Here is a 21,797-nt window from a genome sequence, read left to right as displayed (position 1 = left end):
AAGATTGGAATTTCATTTTTCATTTGGCCCCCAAAATAGTTCGCGCTGTAGCAAGGCGGCAAGTTCGCGAATCCCCAAGAGCTTACTCGAGTAAGTGACTGGGGTGAACGAACGCAGCCAACGCACCTACAACGCGAAATATGATGGGGGAAGTCAGGGAGTCTGTTTTGTCACCACAACTTACCCGGTCAATTATGTCAGGCAGGAATCGGTCATGAATGCGAGTGCAGCCGCCACACAAGATACCGCAAAGAAAGGTTTCAATGACCTTCTGGCCCGCCTGCGCGCCAATCCGCGAATTCCTATCATTGTTGCTGCCGCTGCCGCTATCGCAGTGGTTTTTGCATTGGTGCTGTGGGCTAAAGCCCCTGACTATCGCGTCCTTTATAACAACCTCTCCGATGAGGATGGCGGCGCGATTGTTACCCAGCTGACGCAAATGAACATTCCTTACCAGTTCGCCGAAAACGGCGGTGCCTTGATGGTGCCTGCCGATAAGGTACATGAACTGCGTCTGCGTCTGGCGCAACAGGGGCTGCCGAAAGGTGGCTCTGTTGGCTTTGAGCTGATGGACAAAGAGAAGTTCGGCATCAGCCAGTTCAGCGAGCAGATCAACTACCAGCGTGCGCTGGAAGGTGAGCTGGCCCGCACCATTGAAACGCTCGGCCCGGTCAAGAGCGCGCGCGTGCATCTGGCGATGCCAAAACCCACGCTGTTCGTGCGTGAGCAGAAAGCGCCTTCGGCCTCCGTGACATTGAACCTGCAACCGGGTCGTGCATTAGATGAAGGCCAGATTCAGGCCATTCAGCATATGGTGTCGAGCAGCGTCGCCGGTCTGCCGCCAGGCAACGTGACCGTGGTGGATCAGGCCGGTCGCCTGCTGACCCGTTCTGACAGCGAAGGTCGTGACCTGAATGATGCACAGCTGAAGTACGCGTCTGAAGTGGAAGCGCGTTACCAGCAACGTATCGAAGCCATCCTGAATCCGATCGTTGGCCAGGGCAATGTGCATGCGCAGGTGACAGCGCAGATCAACTTTGACCGCAGCGAACAAACTGACGAGAAGTACAAACCGAACGCCGATCCGAACAGCACGGCCATTCGCTCGCGTCAGACCAATACTAACCAGCAGAACGGTAGCCCTTACCCGGGCGGCGTGCCGGGTGCGTTGTCGAATCAACCTGCCCCTGCGAATACTGCGCCGGTTACCAATCCGCAGCAGCAAAATGCCAACGGCCAGAATGCCAATGGTCAGAATGCAAATGGCCAGAACAACGCGGCAAACAACAACGGCAGCACCACCAGCACGCAGCAAAGCAGCGGCCCGAGCAGTTCAAGCCGTAACGACACCGTGAACTACGAGCTGGACCGCACCATTCGCCACACCAAGGTGAACGTCGGCGATGTGCAGCGTCTGTCAGTGGCCGTGGTGGTGAACTACCGTGATGACGGCAAAGGCAAAGCCGTTGCACTGAACGATCAGCAGATCAAACAGATTGAAGACCTGACACGTGAAGCGATGGGCTACTCGCAGAATCGTGGCGACAGCGTCAACGTGGTGAACTCGCAGTTCAACATGACTGAGCCGTCTGGCGGTGACCTGCCGTTCTGGCAATCGCAAGCCTTCTTCGACATGTTGATGAGCGGTGGTCGCTGGCTGCTGGTGGCGTTGGTTGCCTTCATCCTGTATCGCAAACTGGTTCGTCCGCAGCTGATGCGTAAGAAAGCGCAGGAGCAGGCGGCAGCAGAGGCGGCGGCAGCACGTGCGGAAGCGCTGGAATCTGAAGAAGCCTACAACGTGCAGCTCAGTAAAGATGAGTTGGATCAAGAGCGTAAATCGAATAACCGCATGAGCGCCGAGGTGATGAGCCAGCGCATCCGCGATATGTCTGAAAACGATCCGCGCGTTGTGGCGCTGGTTATCCGCGAATGGATGAGTAAAGAACTATGAGTCTGACCGGTACTGAAAAAAGCGCCATTCTGATGATGACCATTGGCGAAGAGCGTGCGGCCGAGGTGTTCAAACACCTCAACCAGCGTGAGGTGCAGCACCTGAGCGCCGCGATGGCGGGGATGCGTCAGGTGTCGCACAAGCAACTGACCGAAGTGCTGCGCGAGTTTGAAGTCGATGCTGAGCAGTTTGCAGCACTCAGCCTCAACTCCAACGAGTACCTGCGTTCGGTACTGGTAAAAGCGCTGGGCGAAGAGCGAGCATCCAGCCTGCTGGAAGATATCCTCGAGAAAAACGAGACCACCAGCGGCATGGAAACGCTCAACTTTATGGAACCGCAGGCAGCGGCCGATCTTATCCGCGACGAACATCCGCAGATTATCGCCACCATCCTGGTGCACCTCAAACGTGGCCAGGCTGCGGATATTCTGGCGCTGTTCGACGAACGTCTGCGCCACGACGTGATGCTGCGTATTGCCACCTTCGGTGGTGTCCAGCCAGCGGCGCTGGCAGAACTGACCGAGGTGCTGAACGGCCTGCTGGATGGTACCAACCTCAAGCGTGCGAAGATGGGCGGCGTGAGAACCGCAGCCGAAATTATCAACCTGATGAAAACACAGCAGGAAGAAGCGGTTATCGAAGCGGTACGCGACTTCGACGGCGAGCTGGCACAGAAGATCATCGACGAGATGTTCCTGTTCGAAAACCTGGTGGAAGTGGACGATCGCAGCATCCAGCGCCTGCTGCAGGAAGTGGAGTCCGAGCAGTTGCTGATCGCCCTGAAAGGCGCCGAACAGCCGCTGCGCGAGAAGTTCCTCAAGAACATGTCAGCGCGTGCAGCCGATATCCTGCGCGACGATCTGGCCAACCGTGGCCCGGTGCGTATGTCGGCCGTGGAGAACGAACAGAAAGCAATCCTGCTGGTGGTCCGTCGCCTGGCAGAATCCGGCGAAATGGTAATTGGTGGTGGCGAGGAAACTTATGTCTGATGCCTTTTCCGCCCGTGCGTGGCAGCGCTGGCAGCCTGATGATCTAGGCAGCACCTTCAAAGTGGCAGAAGAACCGCCGCAGGAAGAGCCGGCTGTGGATGTCGAAATGAGTGCCGAAGCTGAGCAACAGCAGATGCTGGAGCGCATGCAGCAGCAGATGCGCAAAGATGCACAGACGCAAGGCTACAGCGAAGGCTATCAAAAGGGTTTTGCTGAGTCGCAGCAAAACGGTTACGACGCCGGTTTCCAGCAGGGACTGGCCGATGCCCAACAGCAGCAGGCGCCCTTGCAGGCGCGTATGCAGCAGTTAGTGACCGAGTTCCATCACACGCTGGAAGCGCTGGATAGCGTCATCGCCTCACGTCTGATGCAGCTGGCGCTGGAAGCGGCGCGCACGGTGATTGGCCAGGCCACACAAGTGGATGGCACCGCCCTGCTGCGCCAGATTCAGCAACTGATTCAGCAAGAACCGATGTTCAGCGGCAAACCGCAGCTGCGCGTGCATCCTGATGATTTACAGCGCATTGAGCAGACACTGGGCCCGACGCTGGATCTGCACGGCTGGAAACTGCTCGCCGATAACTCACTGCATCCCGGCGGCTGTAAACTCAGCGCCGAAGATGGTGATCTCGATGCCAGCGTGGCAACCCGCTGGCAGGAACTGTGCCGTCTGGCCGCACCGGGGACCTTGTAATGACCTCGTCGCGTCTTTCCCGCTGGCTTGGCGCACTCGATGCCTTCGAGGATCGTATTTCGCAGGTGCAGACCGTGCGCCGTTATGGTCGTCTGACCCGGGCCACCGGTTTAGTACTGGAAGCCACCGGACTGCAACTGCCGCTCGGTGCGACCTGCATCATCGAACGCCACGACGGCAACAACATCACTGAAGTAGAGAGTGAAGTAGTGGGTTTCAACGGTCAGAAACTGTTGATGATGCCACTGGAAGAAGTGGACGGCATTTTGCCAGGTGCGCGCGTTTATGCCCGTTTTAGCGGTGACAACGCACAAGGCGGCAAACAACTGCTGCTTGGGCCAGAACTGCTCGGCCGCGTGCTGGATGGCGCAGGCAAACCGCTGGATGGTTTACCTGCGCCGGATACCGGCTATCGCGCGCCATTGATCACCGCACCGTTCAACCCACTGCAACGTACGCCAATCCACGATGTGCTGGATACCGGCGTACGGGCGATCAACGCCCTGCTGACTGTCGGGCGCGGTCAGCGTATGGGCCTGTTTGCGGGTTCCGGCGTCGGTAAGTCGGTGCTGCTTGGCATGATGGCGCGCTATACCAAAGCCGATGTGATTGTGGTTGGCCTGATCGGTGAACGTGGCCGTGAAGTTAAGGAATTCATTGAGAACATCCTCGGCGCTGAAGGTCGTGCGCGCTCGGTGGTGATCGCCGCACCGGCTGACGTTTCACCGCTGCTGCGTATGCAGGGTGCCGCGTATGCCACACGCATCGCGGAAGATTTCCGCGATCGCGGCCAGCACGTGCTGCTGATCATGGACTCCCTCACCCGCTACGCCATGGCGCAGCGTGAGATCGCCCTGGCGATTGGTGAGCCACCGGCCACCAAAGGTTATCCGCCTTCCGTGTTCGCGAAGCTCCCCGCCCTGGTGGAACGCGCCGGTAACGGCACCCACGGCGGCGGTTCGATTACGGCGTTCTATACCGTGCTTACCGAAGGTGACGATCAGCAAGACCCGATTGCCGACTCGGCGCGCGCCATTCTTGATGGTCACATTGTCTTGTCGCGCCGTCTGGCCGAAGCCGGTCACTATCCGGCGATCGATATTGAAGCCTCAATCAGCCGTGCGATGACCGCGTTAATTGATGACACCCACTACGCGCGAGTGCGTCAGTTCAAACAACTGCTCTCCAGTTTCCAGCGTAACCGCGATCTGGTGAGTGTAGGCGCGTATGCCGCTGGAAGCGATCCGATGCTCGATAAAGCCATCAAGCTTTACCCTGAGATGGAAGCCTTCCTGCAACAGGGTATTTTCGAACGCAGCGACTATGACGACGCCAGTCTGCACCTGCAGGCCATGTTCGGCTAGCGCGAGCCCAAGCGAGGTAAGCCATGAAAACTGCCAGTGCAATAGATAAGCTGCGCGATATGGCGGAGCAGGACCTGGAACAGGCCGTGATTCATTTAGGTGACATGCGCCGTGGCGTAAAGCAGGCAGATGAGCAGCTCACCATGCTGCTCGACTATCAGGATGAGTATCGCAATAAGCTCAACACCGATATGTCTGGCGGTATTTCCAGCCTGCGCTGGACCAATTATCACCAGTTTATCCAGACGCTGGAAAAAGCCATTGAACAGCATCGGCAACAGCTGAATCAGTGGAATCAACGTTTGGATCAGGCGCTGAGCAGCTGGCAAGAAAAGCATAAGCGATTGAATGCTTATCAAACGCTGATCACTCGGGCTGCCGAAAACGCATTACGACAAGAAAACCGTCTCGATCAGAAACGGATGGATGAATTTGCCCAACGGGCCGCTATGAGGAGAGGCGAATGATTACGCTGCCAACTATGGTTACGCAAACCTCTAAAGTCAGCGATGCAGACAGTGCTGTTGCATCGGACAATTTGCTGGGTACAGATGCGCTGCCACAGGGTTTTATCACTGAACTGGGTAACCGCTTACTGACACTGGCTCAGCAACAAGGTGTTAACACGCAATCGACTGATCTGACAGCAGAAGTCGATGAAAAAGGCGTCACAAAAGCGTCATTAAGCGCGTTATTGCAGGCACTGGACAAACCAGAGGCGTTAAACGCACTTTTACAACCGGAAAACACTAAAGCCACGCTGAAATCAGCCGATGATAAAGACAAGTCTGAAGCAAGTTCGTTAAGTGCCAGCGACTTACAGAATGTTCAGGCACTGTTCGCGATGTTACCGGTTGCGGTTGAAGCGCGAAACAGTCAGAGCGCCGTCAGCGCCAGCACGGATAAAACATCTGCCGATGCAGGGACTACGCTAAACGGATCATTGTTAAGTCGAACGCTGCAGAGCGCCGTGAAAGATGAACAAGAGGCACAGTCCGACAGTACGCCTCATAAGAAATCCAGCGATGTGCTGAGCGGTGTTAGCCGTGATGCCAGTACAACGCCAACCAGTAGCAGTGCCGCTGCCGCCAGCACCACGGCCAGCAACAGTAACAGCGCACTGTCACTGGATGAAAGCTTTAAGCAGGTGCTGAGCACGCTCAGCAAACCGGAAGAACATCGTAATACTCAGAGCGACACGGCAACAGCATTAACCAGCGCCCCGGTCAGCAGCAGTAGCACACTGACCAACAGTACGGCGACGACCAGCACCACTCCGTCGACGCCGATGCTGAATGCCCAACTCGGCAGCAATGAGTGGCAGCAGGCGTTAAGCCAGCAAATCGTGATGTTTAGTCGCAACGGTCAGCAAAATGCCGAATTGCGCTTACATCCCGAAGATTTGGGTGCTATCCAGATCAACCTGACCCTCGACAAGGATCAGGCGCAGTTAAGTATGGTTTCCAGCCACAGCCAAGTGAGGGCCGCGCTGGAAGCGGCTCTCCCTCAGCTGCGTACAGCGCTGGCGGAGAGCGGTATTAACCTGGGACAGAGTAATGTCAGCAGCGACGCCTTCGCACAAAGCCAGAATTATCAGGGCCAGCAGGAAGGACGTCGTGATGGCCAGCACGGCAGCTTTACCCTCTCCCAGGACAGTGAAAACGAGATAACGCCTATTGCCGTCCCGGCAGCCCTTCAGGCGCGCGCGACAGGTAACGGCGCTGTCGATATCTTTGCCTGACAGCGGCTAAACGCTGAAGGTAAGCGTAAAACCCGCGTCTTTTCTTCCCATTGTTTGACTTAAGACGCGGGATAATCTGTCCAGGCGAGCCGAGAGGCTTGCCCATAATTCACAGGAAGTAACTGCAAACATGTCTGATAACGCGAAAGCTAAAGGCCGCAAACGTTCACTACTAATACCGGTGTTACTGATTGTAACGCTGGCCGCTTGCAGCGTGGCAGGCTATGCAGTCTGGCGAATGATGAATAAACACGGGGATGACAAACCGGAAGCGGCGAAAGTTGAGCCACCGGCCGCCCCTGTATTTTTTGCAATGGATACGTTTACGGTTAACCTGGTCAATCCTGACAACGATCCCGACCGTGTGTTGTACGTAGGCTTTACCCTGCGTCTGCCCGATGAGGATACCCGTCGTCGGTTGAATGATTACCTGCCTGAGGTGCGCAGCCGTTTACTGCTGCTACTCTCACGTCAAAGTGCCGCGCAGCTTGCCACCGAACAAGGTAAGCAGGCCCTGGTTGAGCAGATCAAACAGGCATTGGCGCCACCGCTGGTAAAAACGCAACCGCCACAGGTGGTCAGTGACGTGCTGTTTACCGCCTTCATTTTGAGGTGATTTAATGGGCGATAGCATTCTCTCCCAGGCTGAGATTGACGCGCTGCTTAATGGCGACAGTGACAGCGCGGAAGTAGAGAACAGTTCCAAAGGGACCGATGGCGATATCCGTCCCTATGATCCCAATACCCAGCGTCGCGTGGTGCGCGAGCGTCTGCAGGCGCTGGAGATCATTAACGAGCGTTTTGCCCGTCATTTTCGTATGGCGCTGTTTAACCTGCTGCGCCGTAGCCCGGATATCAGTGTCGGTGCGATCAAGATTCAGCCTTACCATGAGTTTGCCCGCAATTTACCGGTGCCAACTAACCTGAACCTGATCCACCTGAAACCGCTGCGCGGTACTGCGCTGGTGGTATTTTCACCGAGTCTGGTGTTTATCGCCGTAGATAACCTGTTTGGTGGTGATGGCCGTTTCCCGACCAAAGTGGAAGGCCGTGAGTTTACCCATACCGAGCAACGCGTCATCCGCCGCATGCTGAAGCTGGCGCTGGATGGTTACAGCGATGCCTGGAAAGCGATTTACCCGCTGGATGTTGAGTACGTCCGTTCGGAAATGCAGGTGAAATTTACCAACATCACCACTTCGCCGAACGATATCGTCGTCAACACCCCGTTCCAGGTAGAGATTGGTAACCTGGTGGGTGAATTTAATATCTGTATTCCGTTTTCAATGATTGAGCCGCTGCGCGAGCTGCTGGTCAATCCACCACTGGAAAACTCCCGTCAGGAAGATACGCACTGGCGCGACAATCTGGTGAAACAGGTGCAGCACTCGGAGCTGGAGCTGATTGCCCACTTCGCGGAAACATCCATGCGCCTGTCACGTATTTTGCAATTGAAACCTGGTGACGTCCTGCCCATTGAGAAGCCGGACCGCATCATTGCTCACGTCGATGGCGTACCCGTGCTGACCAGCCAATATGGCACCATGAATGGCCAGTACGCGCTGCGTGTTGAACACCTGATTAACCCGATTTTGAATTCGCTGAACGAGGAACAGCCCGATGAGTGACAGCAAAAAACCGTCCGATGATATTTCTGCGGACGACCTGTGGGCTGAGGCAATGAACGAGCAGGCAACCACCAGCACGCCTGATCCAACAGAGAACGTTTTCAAATCGTTTGAAAGCAACGGCGCCAGTGGCTCGCTGCAAGACATCGATCTGATTATGGATATTCCGGTCAAACTCACCGTGGAACTGGGTCGCACCAAGATGACCATCAAAGAACTGTTGCGCCTGACGCAGGGTTCCGTGGTGGCATTGGATGGCCTGGCGGGTGAACCCCTGGATATTCTGATCAACGGCTACCTGATTGCGCAGGGCGAAGTCGTGGTCGTGAACGACAAATATGGCGTGCGTATCACCGACATTATTACGCCATCTGAACGTATGCGTCGTCTGAGCCGTTAAGCATGTTAAAGAACGCGCAAATCGGCCAGCCTGTTCATAGCCAGCCGGTGGTCTCTACCGGTTCGGTGATTGGACAAGTCAGCAGCGTGCTGGCTGTGATTGTTCTGCTGATTCTGGCCTGTGGCTGGCTGGCAAAACGCCTTGGCTTTGCGCCCAAAACCGTCAACACCCAGGCGCTAAAAATCAGCGCCAGCGTGCAGGTGGGTCGTCAGGAGCGGGTGGTGATTGTTGATACCGCCGATGCGCGTTTAGTGCTGGGCGTCACCGCCCAGCAAATTACCCATCTGCATTCACTGCCGCCGCTGCCACCTGAAGATCTGGTGAACAAAACCGTGGCGCCGCAGGATTTTCGTCAGCTGTTGCAGAACCTGGTTAAACGTCCCGGAAAACCCCAATGATGCGTCGATTGTTTCCCCTCTTGCCACTGCTGTTGCTGGCACCGGTTGCCCATGCGCAATTGCCAGGACTGGTCAGCCAGCCTCTGGCGAATGGCGGCCAGAGCTGGTCACTGCCGGTGCAGACGCTGGTGTTTATCACCTCGCTGACCTTTATTCCGGCCATTTTGCTGATGATGACCAGCTTTACGCGCATCATCATTGTTTTTGGCTTGCTGCGTAACGCCTTAGGCACGCCTTCTGCGCCACCCAATCAGGTTTTGCTTGGCCTTGCGCTGTTTTTAACCTTCTTTATTATGGCGCCGACCTTCGACAAGATTTACAGCGATGCCTATTTGCCGTTCAGCCAGGACAAAATCAGCATGGACGTAGCGATCGACAAAGGCGCTCAGCCACTGCGTGAGTTTATGCTGCGTCAGACACGTGAAGCCGATTTAGCGCTGTTTGCTCGTCTTGCCAACACCGCGCCGATTCAAGGCCCGGAAGCCGTGCCGATGCGCATTTTGCTGCCGGCTTACGTCACCAGTGAACTGAAAACCGCTTTCCAGATTGGTTTTACTGTATTCATCCCGTTCCTGATCATCGACCTGGTGGTTGCCAGCGTGTTGATGGCGTTGGGGATGATGATGGTGCCGCCGGCGACCATTTCTCTGCCATTCAAGCTGATGTTATTTGTGTTGGTGGATGGCTGGCAGCTGCTGGTGGGTTCACTGGCACAAAGTTTCTACTCCTAGCGGCGCAGAGAAAACTCGATGGCAACTCTCAATCCGGTCGGCCTGAAAGCCGCAGCATATAACGCCAGGAGCGCAGCATGACACCCGAATCGGTTATGGTCATCGGTCAGGAAGCAATGCGAATTGCCCTGATGCTCGCCGCCCCGCTGTTGCTGGCGGCACTGGTCAGCGGTCTGATCATCAGCCTGTTACAGGCGGCCACGCAGGTCAACGAACAGACACTCTCCTTTATTCCTAAGATCCTTGCCGTTGCCGCCACCGCGGTGATTGCCGGCCCGTGGATGCTGAACCTGATACTGGATTACATGCGTAATCTGTTGACCAACTTGCCTTATATCATCGGCTGATGATTAATCTCGATAGCAGCCAGCTGGTCCATTGGGTCGCGCAATTTTTCTGGCCGATGGTACGTTTGCTGGCACTCTTCGCCAGTGCGCCAGTGCTGAGTGAGAAATCCATTCCCAAGCGCGTGAAAGTGGGCCTCGCGGTTTTGACGACCTGGATCGTCATTCCCGTGTTGCCCCCGGTAGAAGTCACGTTATTTACCCCCGCCGGTTTTTGGATCCTGTTACAGCAATTACTGATTGGTGTGGGGATTGGCCTGACGATGCAGCTGGCGTTTGCCGCGGTGCGTATGGCCGGTGAAGTCGTGGGTTTACAGATGGGCTTATCCTTTGCCACCTTCTTTGATCCTGGCAGCCGCCTTAACATGCCGGTGCTGGCGCGTTTTCTCGATATGCTGGCGATGCTGCTGTTTCTGACCTTCAACGGACACCTGTGGCTGATTTCGCTGCTGGTGGACAGTTTTCATACCCTGCCGATTAACGATCAACCCCTCAACGCCAATGCTTTTATGGCGCTGGTGAAGTCCGCCGGGTTAATTTTCCTTAATGGGATGATGTTAGCGCTGCCCTTAATTGTTTTATTGCTCACGCTAAACATGGCACTAGGTTTGTTAAACCGTGTTTCACCACAACTGTCGGTTTTCGCGATTGGCTTCCCGATTACCTTAACGGTGGGGATCCTCAGCCTGGGTATGATGATGCCGCTGCTCGCCCCCTTCTGCGAACATCTCTTCGGCGAAGTCTTTGATTTACTCGCGCAGTTTGTCTCAGAACTCTCCCGCGCACGCTAATTAACGATTCTGTAGAAGTTCTTATGCGATAGTTAAGTATTCAAAATCAATCTGTGCATTTTTCGAACCATATTTCTCAGAAATCAACTGAGGTTATTCTGATAAATGCGCATTTCAGGTGAAAATTATTCTTATTAAACGGCGCTTCGCGTATTTTAGTCAGACGATTCCTAAGGTGGTAAACCTTGTGAATTGGTTGAATAAATGCTCAAAGGGCTGTTTTTAAACAAAAAAAATTTTACAGCGATTTTTCTTGTCTAAATCCCTTTTTTCCGGCATTGTCAACACTCGCTGAAACGTCACACTTTCGCGATTCAAATGTTTTTAAGAATTGTCCTATCAGATTTGTCTGTGACTTGCGCGATAGTGACAGGGCTCTCAAAAACAGAGCGAATTACACACTTAATGCAAACTCCCGGCGATTCCCACTATCGCGGGGACAAGAGTGACGTGGAAGTAACACAACAAACTTCGCAGAAGGGTTCAGGGATAGAGTCATGATGGCGCACGGATATCATTCGCCAATCTGCCGAGCAGAATAAAAAAGTGTCTTTGGAAATCTCTCTCGTACCGCAAACGCGTATTCATCGTTGATTTAAACGGATAACAAATTGGTGAGGGTCGCTATAATGCCAACGATTATTATGGATTCATGTAACTACACACGCCTGGGATTATCAGACTATATGTCGGCCAAAGGAGTTAAAAAGAAAAATATTACTCCGGTCTCTGATATTGAACAACTGCAACAAAGATGTGAACAGTTAAAGCCTGGTGTCGTATTTATTAACGAAGAATGCTTCATTCATGAATCCGATTCTAGCGATCGTATTCGTGCCATTATTATGCAGCATCCAGACACGCTATTTTTTATCTTTATGGCGATCTCGAACATCCATTTTGAGGAATACCTCTACGTTCGTAAGAACCTGATTATTACATCAAAATCGGTGAAAACCTCGACTCTGGACTCACTGCTCGGCACTTACCTGCAAAAGAAACTCAGCGCTACCCCGCGTATTTCAGCAGGCCTGGATATTCACCCGCTGACATTAAGTCAGACTGAATCAAATATGCTGAAAATGTGGATGTCAGGACATGACACCATTCAGATTTCAGACAAGATGCAAATTAAAGCCAAAACGGTATCGTCACACAAAGGTAATATAAAACGCAAAATTAAGACACATAATAAACAGGTTATTTATCATGTGGTGCGACTTACCGATAACGTGACCTCCGGTATTTATGTCAACGTGCGATAGTCCTGCATGTGAACAGTTTGAGTAAATAGCCGTAGCCGACAAAGGGCCAATCCGCAGATTGGCCCTTTGTCGTTTTGCCTGGATCTGCGAGCCAGGTCTCATTTCGCCCCCTAATCCTTTGGCCTGAACTGCCGATGCTTGTTCTCAGAACACCTACCCAAAATGAGAGCAAGGATATGAAAACAGCATCGATTGATGAGCAATATAAGCTCAGCATCTGGCAGAACCTGCGCCTGATGCCTCTTTTCAGCATGATCTTTGGTGGCATTCTGCTGCTTTTTGCCCTGTGTATCGGCCTCGCCAGCTATTTTTTAATCCAGAGTAATAATTCCCTCAACGATGCGACGGATGAAATTCAAATCCGAATGGGCATCTCTAATAGCTCGAATCATCTGCGTACCGCTCGCCTGAACGTGCTGCAATCCGGCGCCGCTGCCCGTATTGGGGAAATGGACGGCTATCGTGCCGATCTGGCGCGAACCGAGACCCGCATCAAGCAAGCGCGTGACGGTTTTAAAACTTATATGGACCGCAAGGCGAAAACGCCAGAAGATATCGCGCTGGATGCGCCACTCACCGCGGCATTCAATGACTATATCGATAAGGGATTGAAGCCGATGATTGAGTCGGCTAAGCAAGGCAGCTTCGAAGGGATCGTTGCACAGGAAACCGACGTGACACGCAAGTTGGATGATGCGTATAACGCGGTATTACTAAAAGCGATAAAAATTCGTACTGATCGTGCCGAAGCGATCAACGCGGAAGCAGCGCACCAGTCCCGCGTCGGCTTTATTGCCATGGCTGTGGCCTTTGCTGCTGCACTGGTATTGGTGCTCCTCACCTTCGTCTTCCTGCGCCGTGTGGTGATCAGCCCACTGCGTCAGTCGGTTGAGCGCATCGGGCGCATTGCTCAGGGCGATCTGACCGCACCGGAACAAGCGTACGGCCGTAGCGAGATCGGCAGCCTGTTGCATAATCTGCAACTGATGCAGGCCGCACTGGTGCGTACCGTCGGCACCGTCCGCGAAGGCGCCGTTGCGATCTATCAAGGATCAAGCGAGATTTCCGCCGGTAACACCGATTTGTCCTCACGCACTGAAGAGCAGGCTTCTGCGCTGGAGCAAACCGCTGCCAGCATGGAACAGCTCACCGCGACCGTGAAGCAAAATGCGGAGAACGCCCACCATGCCAGTCAACTGGCTGCGGATGCTTCCGGCAAAGCCCGTAGCGGTGGCGAGTTGGTGCATGGCGTAGTGAAAACCATGAACAATATCTCTGGCAGCTCGAAGAAAATTGCTGAGATCACCAACGTCATTAACAGTATCGCCTTCCAGACCAATATCCTGGCGCTGAACGCGGCGGTAGAAGCAGCGCGTGCTGGTGAGCAAGGACGTGGTTTCGCTGTCGTGGCGAGCGAAGTGCGCAATCTGGCCCAGCGCAGTGCCCAGGCCGCGAAAGAGATTGAATCGCTGATTGCCGAGTCGGTTGACCTGATTAATAACGGTTCACATCAGGTGGGTGAAGCCGGCTCGACCATGGGTGAGATCGTCGAGGCGGTGCGTCGCGTCACCGATATTATGTCGGAAATTGCCGCCGCCTCCGATGAGCAGAGCCGTGGCATTCAGCAGGTGAGCCTGGCGGTTACCGAGATGGACAACGTGACCCAGCAGAACGCCTCGCTGGTGGAAGAAGCCTCTTCAGCGGCAGCCTCGCTGGAAGATCAGGCGGGCCGTCTGACGCAGGCCGTTGCAGCATTTAAACTTAACGATTCGCCCGCATCGCGTGTGATGGCACCTTCATCAGCCACCCTGAAGTCCCCTACGCTGACACCGCGTCCAGCATTGGCAGCGGCGAACAGTAATGACAACTGGGAAACATTCTAAACCCTCTCACCGTGATTAATGGCAGGGGTTGATACGCAACAGGTGCACCTTATGTGCACCTGATTTTTTTTAAGCAGTCTTAAGCACCCTCGTAGGGCTCAACAAACACCCCTTCCGCATGGTCGCTTTCATTAAAGAACCAAATCCCCAGCGGATAATCCTCCAGCGCCACCAGATACATGGTCCCTTCATTAAAACCTTCGACTGCCAGTACCGTACCCACGCGACGTGGGCCGCCATCGGTTTTTACCGTTACGCGGTCATTCACCTGCATTGATTACTCTCCAGATATTGTCCTGAATACAGTGTAACGGAAGAAAATGGCGGCTGCCTGATCCGGATCAGCGTCGGGCGATTACCCACACGGCATGCACAATGCCTGGGATATAACCGCACAGCGTGAGCAGGATATTCAGCCAGAAGGCGCCGCCAAAGCCCACCTGCAGAAATACACCCAGTGGTGGCAGTAAAATCGCAATCACAATTCGAATAAAATCCATACTAACTCCCTGATATCACTTATTTATCGTCAAGCTCTAAGCATAGCCGCTGATTCGATTATTGAGATGACAGGCGGGTAAAGTTCTGTCAGAACGCGGCTTTTCACTTTCTTAACAGTACGCAGAGAGACTTCTGACGCGGGCAGCCCGTACACTTCTTCGTACTGCACCAACCCCAAAGGCGCAGTCAACCTAAAAGTAACAAGGATTTTTGCCCGCGCAGCGCGGGCTTTTTTTTGCCTGAAATCCGCCCTTTCCTGCCCATTCTCCCCGTTGTCTATACTGATAAAGAATCTCATCGCCTCTGGGAGGCCGACTATGACAACCGCAAAAGAGTACAGTGACAACGTGCAGCGCGAAGTGAACATCGACGTTGAAGCATTGCTGGAAGCGATTCAGAAGAAAACCTCAGGCGAGGTTAAAGAGTTCATGGAAGCGGAACACGCTCACCGGGTGAAAGTGAATGGTGAAGCCTATGACTCTTACATCGAACTGGCTGAGGCATTTGAACTCGATATCCGTGACTTCTCGATCACTGAAGTTAACCGTTGAAATCGATTTCATAAAAAAATACCCGGCGGGATGGCCGGGTAAAATAATTCAGTAAATTCGTTACACCAGGAAATTCTTAACACCTGAGTCAGACTACGCTTTAGTCAACACAAGACAAGTCCCAATCTTGCGTGTAAAACGAACTAAAAAGCATGACCTTCCCCATTTGTTACCGAAAACACCGTGTGCCTACTGTGTTTCTTTTATGCGCAATGTGTGCACGTCCCTAATCTTCACCCTGTTGATTTAGGATTTATCCTGGAAGTTGACGTGAACCACTCGCATAAAAAGTGTGATCGTCATAACGCTATTATACTGATTACTCTCTGCTTTACGGACGCGCCTGGCGTAAGGAGTGTGTTGATGCTCAGACTTAATTCGTCGCTGATGATTGTGACCGATCTCGATGGCTCGCTGTTGGATCATCATGATTACAACTGGGATGCCGCCAGTGAATGGTTGCAGCGCCTCAAGCAGCAGGCGATTCCCGTGGTGTTCTGTTCCAGTAAAACGGCCGCTGAAATGATCCCCTTACAGAAACGCCTGGGTCTTTCCGGTACCCCTTTCATCGCTGAAAACGGGGCGTTTATTGCTTTTAATGGCGAGCAGATTGCAGCGGAGGAACCGGGCGAAAACTATCTTGCGCTGTGCCGCTCATTGAAAACACTGCAACCCACCTTCCGTTTCACCGGTTTTCACGACTTCAGTGATGCGGACGTGGCCCGCTTCACTGGATTAACCCTGGCCGAAGCCAGCCAGAGCCGCTTGCGCGATGCTTCAGAAGTCATACTTTGGCGCGATGATGGCGAAAAGCTGGATGATTTTCGCGCGGCGCTGGCGGAACACAACCTGGCGCTCACCCAGGGAGGACGATTCTGGCATGTGATGCCAGCGGGCTGCGGTAAAGGCATTGCACTGCATCAGCTCCAGCAGCATCTCGAACAACGCACCGGGGAGAAGCGCACCACCATCGGCCTCGGCGATGGCCCCAATGATGTGCCGATGCTGGAGCAGGTGGATTATGCCGTGGTGATTAAAGGATTCAGTAAAACCCCGGTGATCCTCTCACGGCGCGATCAACAGAATGTCTATCACACCGCGCATGTCGGCCCGCAGGGCTGGCGTGAAGGGCTGGACTATTTTCTCGCGCAACCCGAATAACCCTCTGACCTAAGGATGAGAAAATGAGTGATTTTTACCAAAATGGTGTCATTACTAACTTTCATAATCTCACCCAACGCAGCGTTGAATCGCTGGAAAAAGAGATGGTACGTTTCGCGCGCAAACGCAAAATGGGGCTGATTCTGCCCTCCCTGTTCTCAGAACTGGAGGGTCCGGCGCTGGATAACATCGTCAATGAGCTGGCTAAAGTGCCTTATCTGGATGAGATCGTCATTGGTCTCGACCGTGCTGACCGCGACCAGTTTCTCTTTGCTCGTGAGTTCTTTTCTCGTTTGCCACAACGCCATCGCATCCTGTGGAATGATGGCCCGCGATTGAAAGCGCTGGATGCTGAACTGGATAAAGAAGGGTTGTCGCCGAGCCAGCCGGGCAAAGGCCGTAACGTGTGGTTCTGCACCGGGTATACGCTCGCCTCGGATCGCACCCAGTGCGTGGCGCTGCATGACTGCGATATCGTCACCTATGAGCGCAGCATGCTGGCGCGCTTACTCTACCCGCTCGCCAACCCCTCGTTTCAATACGAATTTTGTAAGGGGTTCTATGCGCGCGTTGCGGACGGCAAACTGAATGGCCGCGTGGGTCGCTTGCTGGTAGGCCCGTTGCTGCGCTCGCTACAAAAAGTGTATGGCCATTCTGAATATCTGGATTACCTCACCAGCTTCCGCTACCCACTTTCCGGCGAATTTGCCATGCGCACCCATGTGCTGAACGGCATCAAAATTCCTGGCGACTGGGGGCTGGAAATTGGCGTGCTATCGGAGATTTACCGCAACTACACCACGCGACAAACCTGTCAGGTGGAGATTGCCAATAACTACGATCACAAGCATCAGCCGCTGGCAGAAGAAGATGGCACCGGCGGCCTGAAACGTATGAGCAATGATATTGTGCAATCGTTGCTGCGTAAGCTGGCGACCATGGGCGTGCCGCTCACCAGTGATTCATTCCGCGTGCTCAAAGCCACTTATTATCGCAACGCGCTGGATATGATGGAGATTTACAACCACGAAGCGACAATGAATGGCCTGAAGTTCGATCAGCATATTGAGGAAGCGGCGGTCGAGATGTTCACCCAGGCGATACTCGATGCCGGACAATCCTTTATTGAGCGGCCTAATGAAAAACCTTTCATTCCGAGCTGGAGCCGCGTGCAATCGGCTTTCCCGGATATTCTGCAGCGCATTTATCAGGCAGTGGAAGAGGATAACGAAGGCAACGTTTAATCTTCTGCTACCACGCGGTTGCGGCCGCCGGTTTTCGCCAGATACAGGCGGCGATCGGCGGTGGCTTGCAGGCTCTCCGCATCATAATCGCCCTGCTCTTCGCTGCCGGTCACGCCGGCAGACAGGGTAATGTTGAAAGTCGAATTACAATTGACCAGAATGGTTTTTGCCGCTAAACGCGTACGGATGCGCTCAGCGACGGCAATCGCATCCGCCAGCGTGGTTTCCGGCAACACGATGCAAAACTCCTCCCCACCAATACGACCCGCCACATCATATTTGCGCAGCGTATGGCTAATCACACCTGCCACTCTGATCAGCGCCTGATCGCCCGCCGCATGGCCCCAGGTATCGTTCACTTTCTTGAAGTGATCGACATCCAGCTGAATCACCGCAAGCGGCGTTTGCTGCTGCTGACTGTGGGCAGAGATCGCGACAAACTGTTCAAAGAATGCATTACGGTTGAGTAGTCGCGTCATACCGTCGTAGTTGGCGCGCCAGGTGAGTTTGGCGGAAAGATCGTCCATACGACGTACCAGACGAATAATCACCTGATGCGCCACCAGCAGCAGCAGAACAAACAGCAGCCACATGCTGAGTAAGAAGAGTGAAACGCGGCCCAGCTCCTGTGACATCCCCTGGCTCAGGCTCTGAATATTAACGATATACGCGTCCACATTCTTTAATTTGCTCCAACTGGCAAACTGAGTGCCAAGGCGCATGACACCACCGGGGAGTTGCCGAATTCGGCTCTCCAGACGCGCCTGCTGTTCAGGCGTCAACGGCTCATCGTTGGGTGCATGCAAGCGGGTGATTTCTTTCAGCGAGCGGTCCACTATCAGCAGCTTGCCTTGCAGCAAGCTGTGTCGTGCTTCGGCCATCAACGCATGGATGCGTGACTGGGTGAAATCCATTGACAGCACACCATACCAATAACCATTACTGACGATCGGCGTGCTTACCGTCATCATCAGCCCTTCGTTAAATTCGCCCTGATAGGCTTCCGTCCAGCGCAACCGGGCATGTAATGGATTATTGGGTGCCTGGTCGCGAAAATAGGGACGCTGCGTCATGGTGCTATAACTCTCTTCCAGCTCTTGCGGGCTTTGCGGCGGACGTGAGCTGATAAAGAAACCAGCGCGCGAGATATACCAAAAGCGTGAGTGAAAGTCCTGCGCGGGATCGCTGAACTGCATGATAAAGCTGAATTCCATTGCAGCGCGCAGTTCTGCAATCAATTTATCGTTTTTTCGCAGCAGCAAGGGATCACGCGCCAGCCAACTGTCACTCACCCCATTGAGCGGCATACTGCGCAGGCTGGCTAATTTTAATTGCCAGGTGGTTTGCTGCCGCAACTGCTCAAAGCGGGTAATCGCTTCGCGCGTTTGGCTCGAATCGAGCGGATGCATCAACGCATAGTTGAGCATTTTCTCGTAAAACATCAGCTCATCGATGCTTTCCTGAAACTGACTGTCGAGGCTTTTCTGGATTTCAGCCAGCTGTGCGCGCTGTCGCACTTCATAGTTATTTTTCAGTTCAATCGCTTCATGCACGGTGAGAAAAGCAGAGAACAAAAAGACCGCCAGAAAGCAGAGATGCACCGGCAAAAAAGGATTACCTGTGCGGGGCGTCAAAGGCGAAGTGGGCATGGGCAACAGTTATTCGGCAAAGGGCGGATGCGAAAAGTGTAGTCAGCAGGAGAAAAGTCGTACAGGCAGGGATCAAAGGAAAATCAAATAGGTAAAAAACGCAACGGGACGGCATCACCGTCCCGCACACGCTTAGCTGGCCAGCTGGCGCGCTCCGGATAAGTGACTCAGTTCGTCACTACGGAACGCCTCACGGCGCACGCTGTAGCCATCATACCAACGACACTCTACCATTCCGCTGGCATAGCCGGTCACCACCATCGTGGGTCCGCCCTCTTTATGCTGAACTTCGTCACTGATCGCAAAGGTCATACCGCGCCCTCCCTTTTTCCGTTGAATGAACGAATAAAGTTATAGCAGCTGAACCCCATTTGTGCCTATAGGATAATGTTATTACTGTGACGAAATCGGAATAAGCAGTGTAAAATGTTGTTTATAAAAAAAGCCGATAAAAATTATTATCGGCTTTGAATGCTTTCCCGGGTGGGAAAATCAGATTTTGCAACCTTCACAGTCTGCTTCATCACTGATATCAGCCGGGACTTCATTGGCTTTTTCAGCTGCTTTCGCTTCAGCCTGTTCCAGCTGTGCATCGATATCAAATTCAAACATATCGTCGTTCATCATCGTTCTCCTGACCCGTGATTGATAAATTCCTGCGCTTTATACCGATTTACCGCGCACTTTCGCAACCAGATTTACCGCCAACAGCACGATCGACCCAATGATAAAGCCGAGTACCAGATTGGCACCGTTGCTCAGCAAGGCGGAGATAACGCCATGGAAGCCGCTGCTGTACTCACTGATGGCATGATGTAACGGGGCAATACCGTGCACAATGATGCCGCCACCGACCAGAAACATCGCTACCGTACCCACCACTGATAACACCTTCATCAGCCAGGGCGCCAGGGCTAATAGCGCACTGCCGATCGCCTGAGCCAGCGTGGAGGATTTTTCCCGCAGCCAGTACCCGAGGTCGTCGATTTTCACGATCATCGCCACGATGCCGTAAACGCCAATCGTGACCAGAATCGCGATACCCGCCAGAATCAGTACCTGATTCAGCAGCGGTGCTTCAGAGACAATCCCTAAGGTAATCGCCACAATTTCCGCTGAAAGGATAAAATCGGTGCGTACAGCACCTTTCACTTTATCTTTTTCGAACTGGCGCGGGTCCTGCTGCGCCAGCTTGTCCAGGCGCTGTTGACGTGCCTCCGGGCTGCTTTCTGCTTTATCGTGATTCAGGCTATGAAGCACCTTTTCCACGCCTTCATAGCAAAGGTAAGCGCCGCCGAGCATCAACAGCGGTGTGATTAGCCAGGACGCAAACGCCGAGATAATCAGCGCCAGCGGTACCAGGATTAATTTATTGAGAAAAGAGCCTTTCGCTACACTCCAGACCACGGGTAATTCACGGTTGGCTTTTACGCCGGTAACCTGCTGCGCATTGAGTGAGAGATCATCCCCCAATACGCCAGCGGTCTTCTTTGCCGCGACCTTACCCATCACTGAAATATCATCAAGCAGCGTTGCAATGTCGTCCAGAAGCGTGAGTAAACTGGTTCCTGCCAAAATAGTTATCCTTATTCCGGTTCGTGATCCTGACAACAGGGGCATCGCTCAACCGCCGTCACTGACATATCAGCGATGCCCGCACAGTCCCATTCGACGCGAAGTGTTTGCCCGGCCAGATCGCCAGCGTGCACATATTTGCTCACCGGACTTTCCGTCATTCCGCTGATCTCCTCGGTGGCCACCAGTTGCTCGCCCAAATAAATGCGTGCCGTTGCGTGGGTGTTCACCATCCGCTCATCACGGAGTTGATACAGGCGTTTGACGGTCAGTTTGATGCTGCTCATGGCTCGATTCCGCGTCCCAGAGAAAGAGAAGATCTAAACCGTTATGGCGGCTAAAAGCAACAATCACACGCTATTCAACGCGATAGTGATGCAAGCCTTGATGATCGATTTCGCCACTGTGCGTAGCGGTCAGCAGCCACTCTTCCAGTCGTTCAATCAGCGCCTCGTCTTCAAGGCGCAATTTACCGCGTAGCGCGCATTCCCAGACAATCAGCACTTTCCAGCCGCTTTGTTGTAATTGGCCGATATAACGGCGGTCACGTTCAACATTGCTGTTAATTTTGCCATTCCAGAACTCGGTGCGCGTCGCAGGCATCTTGAATAAATAGCAGTGATGCCGATGCCAGAAACAGCCATGGACAAAGATAATCGCTCGTTCCTGTGGCAGGACAAAGTCAGGCCGACCCGGCAACGCTTTATCCTGCACACGATAGCTAAAGCCACGATCTTTTAAAATCAACGCGATACGCTGCTCTATCGCCGTGTCCTGATTGCGAATGGCACGCATATTTTTGCTGCGAATGGCTTGCGAGTGGACGTCGACCATGGCGTCTCCTTTTTAATGAGGCTCTTTCAACTTTAGCGGTTTGGCGTAAAAGCGAAAGGCACGCGCAACAAGTGTGTGAAGGCGCGAGGAGTGATAGCATAGC

The 21,797-nt window shown here is 53.5% G+C and carries 26 protein-coding genes; 18 read left to right on the top strand and 8 right to left on the bottom strand.

The genetic code is table 11. From position 1 onward, the window contains the following. Positions 1-214: 214 nt before the first annotated feature. The 15 genes from fliF (at position 215) to ACCW76_RS08305 (ending at position 14,179) form a co-directional block, all read left to right on the top strand. Positions 215-1,951, top strand: coding sequence for a flagellar basal-body MS-ring/collar protein FliF (gene fliF, locus ACCW76_RS08375; RefSeq protein WP_436338297.1), 1,737 nt, complete (start codon positions 215-217; stop codon positions 1,949-1,951). Then, the gene (gene fliG / locus ACCW76_RS08370; RefSeq protein ID WP_166932199.1) at positions 1,948-2,940 is read left to right on the top strand and encodes a flagellar motor switch protein FliG; all 993 of its coding nucleotides are present in this window, start codon (positions 1,948-1,950) and stop codon (positions 2,938-2,940) included. The genes fliF and fliG overlap by 4 nt, the downstream gene beginning before the upstream one ends. Then, entirely contained in the window at positions 2,933-3,634 is a 702-nt protein-coding gene (gene fliH / locus ACCW76_RS08365) for a flagellar assembly protein FliH (protein ID WP_045834039.1), read from the top strand. The genes fliG and fliH overlap by 8 nt, the downstream gene beginning before the upstream one ends. Beyond that, positions 3,634-4,998 carry a flagellar protein export ATPase FliI gene (gene fliI, locus ACCW76_RS08360; RefSeq protein WP_045815130.1) on the top strand — a complete coding sequence of 455 codons (1,365 nt, stop codon included), beginning with the start codon at positions 3,634-3,636 and terminating at the stop codon, positions 4,996-4,998. The genes fliH and fliI overlap by 1 nt, the downstream gene beginning before the upstream one ends. Positions 4,999-5,021: 23 nt before the next feature. Then, entirely contained in the window at positions 5,022-5,465 is a 444-nt protein-coding gene (fliJ, locus tag ACCW76_RS08355; protein WP_038646338.1) for a flagellar export protein FliJ, read from the top strand. Continuing rightward, positions 5,462-6,739: a flagellar hook-length control protein FliK gene (locus tag ACCW76_RS08350; RefSeq protein ID WP_436338294.1), complete on the top strand. Its 1,278-nt coding sequence runs from the start codon at positions 5,462-5,464 to the stop codon at positions 6,737-6,739. The genes fliJ and ACCW76_RS08350 overlap by 4 nt, the downstream gene beginning before the upstream one ends. A gap of 130 nt (positions 6,740-6,869) precedes the next feature. Next, complete coding sequence (fliL, locus tag ACCW76_RS08345; RefSeq protein ID WP_034824439.1) at positions 6,870-7,355, top strand: flagellar basal body-associated protein FliL; 486 nt, start codon at positions 6,870-6,872, stop codon at positions 7,353-7,355. Between the two features lie 4 nt (positions 7,356-7,359). Beyond that, on the top strand, positions 7,360-8,367 hold the full coding sequence (fliM, locus tag ACCW76_RS08340) for a flagellar motor switch protein FliM (RefSeq protein ID WP_034824442.1): 1,008 nt from the start codon (positions 7,360-7,362) through the stop codon (positions 8,365-8,367). Beyond that, positions 8,360-8,767 (top strand): flagellar motor switch protein FliN, encoded by a 408-nt coding sequence (gene fliN / locus ACCW76_RS08335; protein ID WP_034824445.1) that lies wholly within the window; start codon positions 8,360-8,362, stop codon positions 8,765-8,767. Before fliM ends, fliN begins: the two co-directional genes overlap by 8 nt. Before the next feature lie 2 nt (positions 8,768-8,769). Beyond that, positions 8,770-9,165: a flagellar biosynthetic protein FliO gene (fliO, locus tag ACCW76_RS08330; RefSeq protein WP_436338291.1), complete on the top strand. Its 396-nt coding sequence runs from the start codon at positions 8,770-8,772 to the stop codon at positions 9,163-9,165. After that, positions 9,165-9,896, top strand: coding sequence for a flagellar type III secretion system pore protein FliP (gene fliP, locus ACCW76_RS08325; RefSeq protein WP_436338385.1), 732 nt, complete (start codon positions 9,165-9,167; stop codon positions 9,894-9,896). Before fliO ends, fliP begins: the two co-directional genes overlap by 1 nt. Positions 9,897-9,973: 77 nt before the next feature. Further along, positions 9,974-10,243 (top strand): flagellar biosynthesis protein FliQ, encoded by a 270-nt coding sequence (gene fliQ, locus ACCW76_RS08320; RefSeq protein ID WP_034824451.1) that lies wholly within the window; start codon positions 9,974-9,976, stop codon positions 10,241-10,243. After that, entirely contained in the window at positions 10,243-11,031 is a 789-nt protein-coding gene (gene fliR / locus ACCW76_RS08315) for a flagellar biosynthetic protein FliR (RefSeq protein WP_160832785.1), read from the top strand. Before fliQ ends, fliR begins: the two co-directional genes overlap by 1 nt. Before the next feature lie 629 nt (positions 11,032-11,660). Further along, positions 11,661-12,296 carry a transcriptional regulator RcsA gene (gene rcsA / locus ACCW76_RS08310; protein WP_058959884.1) on the top strand — a complete coding sequence of 212 codons (636 nt, stop codon included), beginning with the start codon at positions 11,661-11,663 and terminating at the stop codon, positions 12,294-12,296. 176 nt (positions 12,297-12,472) lie between these two features. Continuing rightward, complete coding sequence (locus tag ACCW76_RS08305; RefSeq protein ID WP_038646329.1) at positions 12,473-14,179, top strand: methyl-accepting chemotaxis protein; 1,707 nt, start codon at positions 12,473-12,475, stop codon at positions 14,177-14,179. Between the two features lie 79 nt (positions 14,180-14,258). Here ACCW76_RS08305 and dsrB read toward each other — a convergent pair whose 3' ends face one another. Together dsrB and ACCW76_RS08295 are read right to left on the bottom strand one after the other, a co-directional pair. Next, the gene (gene dsrB, locus ACCW76_RS08300; protein ID WP_436338288.1) at positions 14,259-14,453 is read right to left on the bottom strand and encodes a protein DsrB; all 195 of its coding nucleotides are present in this window, start codon (positions 14,451-14,453) and stop codon (positions 14,259-14,261) included. Positions 14,454-14,520: 67 nt separating this feature from the next. Further along, positions 14,521-14,679 carry a YqaE/Pmp3 family membrane protein gene (locus tag ACCW76_RS08295; protein WP_034824466.1) on the bottom strand — a complete coding sequence of 53 codons (159 nt, stop codon included), beginning with the start codon at positions 14,677-14,679 and terminating at the stop codon, positions 14,521-14,523. 318 nt (positions 14,680-14,997) lie between these two features. Here ACCW76_RS08295 and yodD point away from each other — a divergent pair, with 318 nt between their 5' ends. From yodD to ACCW76_RS08280, 3 genes are all read left to right on the top strand, one after another. Next, positions 14,998-15,231, top strand: coding sequence for a YodD family peroxide/acid resistance protein (gene yodD, locus ACCW76_RS08290; protein WP_038646324.1), 234 nt, complete (start codon positions 14,998-15,000; stop codon positions 15,229-15,231). 363 nt (positions 15,232-15,594) lie between these two features. Then, entirely contained in the window at positions 15,595-16,392 is a 798-nt protein-coding gene (locus tag ACCW76_RS08285) for a mannosyl-3-phosphoglycerate phosphatase-related protein (protein WP_045834035.1), read from the top strand. A gap of 23 nt (positions 16,393-16,415) precedes the next feature. After that, positions 16,416-17,636: a glycosyl transferase gene (locus ACCW76_RS08280; protein WP_045815138.1), complete on the top strand. Its 1,221-nt coding sequence runs from the start codon at positions 16,416-16,418 to the stop codon at positions 17,634-17,636. On the opposite strand, the gene dgcQ is transcribed toward ACCW76_RS08280, so the two are convergent. The 6 genes from dgcQ to ACCW76_RS08250 form a co-directional block, all read right to left on the bottom strand. Further along, entirely contained in the window at positions 17,633-19,285 is a 1,653-nt protein-coding gene (gene dgcQ, locus ACCW76_RS08275) for a cellulose biosynthesis regulator diguanylate cyclase DgcQ (RefSeq protein WP_436338285.1), read from the bottom strand. The two genes, ACCW76_RS08280 and dgcQ, sit on opposite strands and share 4 nt — an antisense overlap. A gap of 132 nt (positions 19,286-19,417) precedes the next feature. After that, positions 19,418-19,597, bottom strand: coding sequence for a YodC family protein (locus tag ACCW76_RS08270; protein WP_034824498.1), 180 nt, complete (start codon positions 19,595-19,597; stop codon positions 19,418-19,420). A gap of 180 nt (positions 19,598-19,777) precedes the next feature. Beyond that, entirely contained in the window at positions 19,778-19,912 is a 135-nt protein-coding gene (locus ACCW76_RS08265) for a hypothetical protein (protein ID WP_255253243.1), read from the bottom strand. Positions 19,913-19,948: 36 nt separating this feature from the next. Next, positions 19,949-20,860: a DUF808 domain-containing protein gene (locus ACCW76_RS08260; RefSeq protein ID WP_436338283.1), complete on the bottom strand. Its 912-nt coding sequence runs from the start codon at positions 20,858-20,860 to the stop codon at positions 19,949-19,951. An 11-nt stretch (positions 20,861-20,871) separates the two neighbouring features. Then, on the bottom strand, positions 20,872-21,147 hold the full coding sequence (locus ACCW76_RS08255; RefSeq protein ID WP_034824504.1) for a hypothetical protein: 276 nt from the start codon (positions 21,145-21,147) through the stop codon (positions 20,872-20,874). 70 nt (positions 21,148-21,217) lie between these two features. After that, positions 21,218-21,694 carry a very short patch repair endonuclease gene (locus ACCW76_RS08250; protein WP_436338281.1) on the bottom strand — a complete coding sequence of 159 codons (477 nt, stop codon included), beginning with the start codon at positions 21,692-21,694 and terminating at the stop codon, positions 21,218-21,220. Positions 21,695-21,797: the final 103 nt, after the last annotated feature.

The organism is Pantoea sp. C8B4 (genome assembly GCF_051336905.1).
Lineage (GTDB): Bacteria > Pseudomonadota > Gammaproteobacteria > Enterobacterales > Enterobacteriaceae > Pantoea > Pantoea rwandensis_B.
This window is presented reverse-complemented; position numbering and strand designations above follow the sequence as displayed.

Coding starts and splice junctions, on each gene's coding strand:
- fliF (WP_436338297.1), top strand. CDS start 215: ATGAATGCGAGTGCAGCCGCCACACAAGATACCGCAAAGAAAGGTTTC.
- fliG (WP_166932199.1), top strand. CDS start 1,948: ATGAGTCTGACCGGTACTGAAAAAAGCGCCATTCTGATGATGACCATT.
- fliH (WP_045834039.1), top strand. CDS start 2,933: ATGTCTGATGCCTTTTCCGCCCGTGCGTGGCAGCGCTGGCAGCCTGAT.
- fliI (WP_045815130.1), top strand. CDS start 3,634: ATGACCTCGTCGCGTCTTTCCCGCTGGCTTGGCGCACTCGATGCCTTC.
- fliJ (WP_038646338.1), top strand. CDS start 5,022: ATGAAAACTGCCAGTGCAATAGATAAGCTGCGCGATATGGCGGAGCAG.
- ACCW76_RS08350 (WP_436338294.1), top strand. CDS start 5,462: ATGATTACGCTGCCAACTATGGTTACGCAAACCTCTAAAGTCAGCGAT.
- fliL (WP_034824439.1), top strand. CDS start 6,870: ATGTCTGATAACGCGAAAGCTAAAGGCCGCAAACGTTCACTACTAATA.
- fliM (WP_034824442.1), top strand. CDS start 7,360: ATGGGCGATAGCATTCTCTCCCAGGCTGAGATTGACGCGCTGCTTAAT.
- fliN (WP_034824445.1), top strand. CDS start 8,360: ATGAGTGACAGCAAAAAACCGTCCGATGATATTTCTGCGGACGACCTG.
- fliO (WP_436338291.1), top strand. CDS start 8,770: ATGTTAAAGAACGCGCAAATCGGCCAGCCTGTTCATAGCCAGCCGGTG.
- fliP (WP_436338385.1), top strand. CDS start 9,165: ATGCGTCGATTGTTTCCCCTCTTGCCACTGCTGTTGCTGGCACCGGTT.
- fliQ (WP_034824451.1), top strand. CDS start 9,974: ATGACACCCGAATCGGTTATGGTCATCGGTCAGGAAGCAATGCGAATT.
- fliR (WP_160832785.1), top strand. CDS start 10,243: ATGATTAATCTCGATAGCAGCCAGCTGGTCCATTGGGTCGCGCAATTT.
- rcsA (WP_058959884.1), top strand. CDS start 11,661: ATGCCAACGATTATTATGGATTCATGTAACTACACACGCCTGGGATTA.
- ACCW76_RS08305 (WP_038646329.1), top strand. CDS start 12,473: ATGAAAACAGCATCGATTGATGAGCAATATAAGCTCAGCATCTGGCAG.
- dsrB (WP_436338288.1), bottom strand. CDS start 14,453: ATGCAGGTGAATGACCGCGTAACGGTAAAAACCGATGGCGGCCCACGT.
- ACCW76_RS08295 (WP_034824466.1), bottom strand. CDS start 14,679: ATGGATTTTATTCGAATTGTGATTGCGATTTTACTGCCACCACTGGGT.
- yodD (WP_038646324.1), top strand. CDS start 14,998: ATGACAACCGCAAAAGAGTACAGTGACAACGTGCAGCGCGAAGTGAAC.
- ACCW76_RS08285 (WP_045834035.1), top strand. CDS start 15,595: ATGCTCAGACTTAATTCGTCGCTGATGATTGTGACCGATCTCGATGGC.
- ACCW76_RS08280 (WP_045815138.1), top strand. CDS start 16,416: ATGAGTGATTTTTACCAAAATGGTGTCATTACTAACTTTCATAATCTC.
- dgcQ (WP_436338285.1), bottom strand. CDS start 19,285: ATGCCCACTTCGCCTTTGACGCCCCGCACAGGTAATCCTTTTTTGCCG.
- ACCW76_RS08270 (WP_034824498.1), bottom strand. CDS start 19,597: ATGACCTTTGCGATCAGTGACGAAGTTCAGCATAAAGAGGGCGGACCC.
- ACCW76_RS08265 (WP_255253243.1), bottom strand. CDS start 19,912: ATGATGAACGACGATATGTTTGAATTTGATATCGATGCACAGCTGGAA.
- ACCW76_RS08255 (WP_034824504.1), bottom strand. CDS start 21,147: ATGAGCAGCATCAAACTGACCGTCAAACGCCTGTATCAACTCCGTGAT.
- ACCW76_RS08250 (WP_436338281.1), bottom strand. CDS start 21,694: ATGGTCGACGTCCACTCGCAAGCCATTCGCAGCAAAAATATGCGTGCC.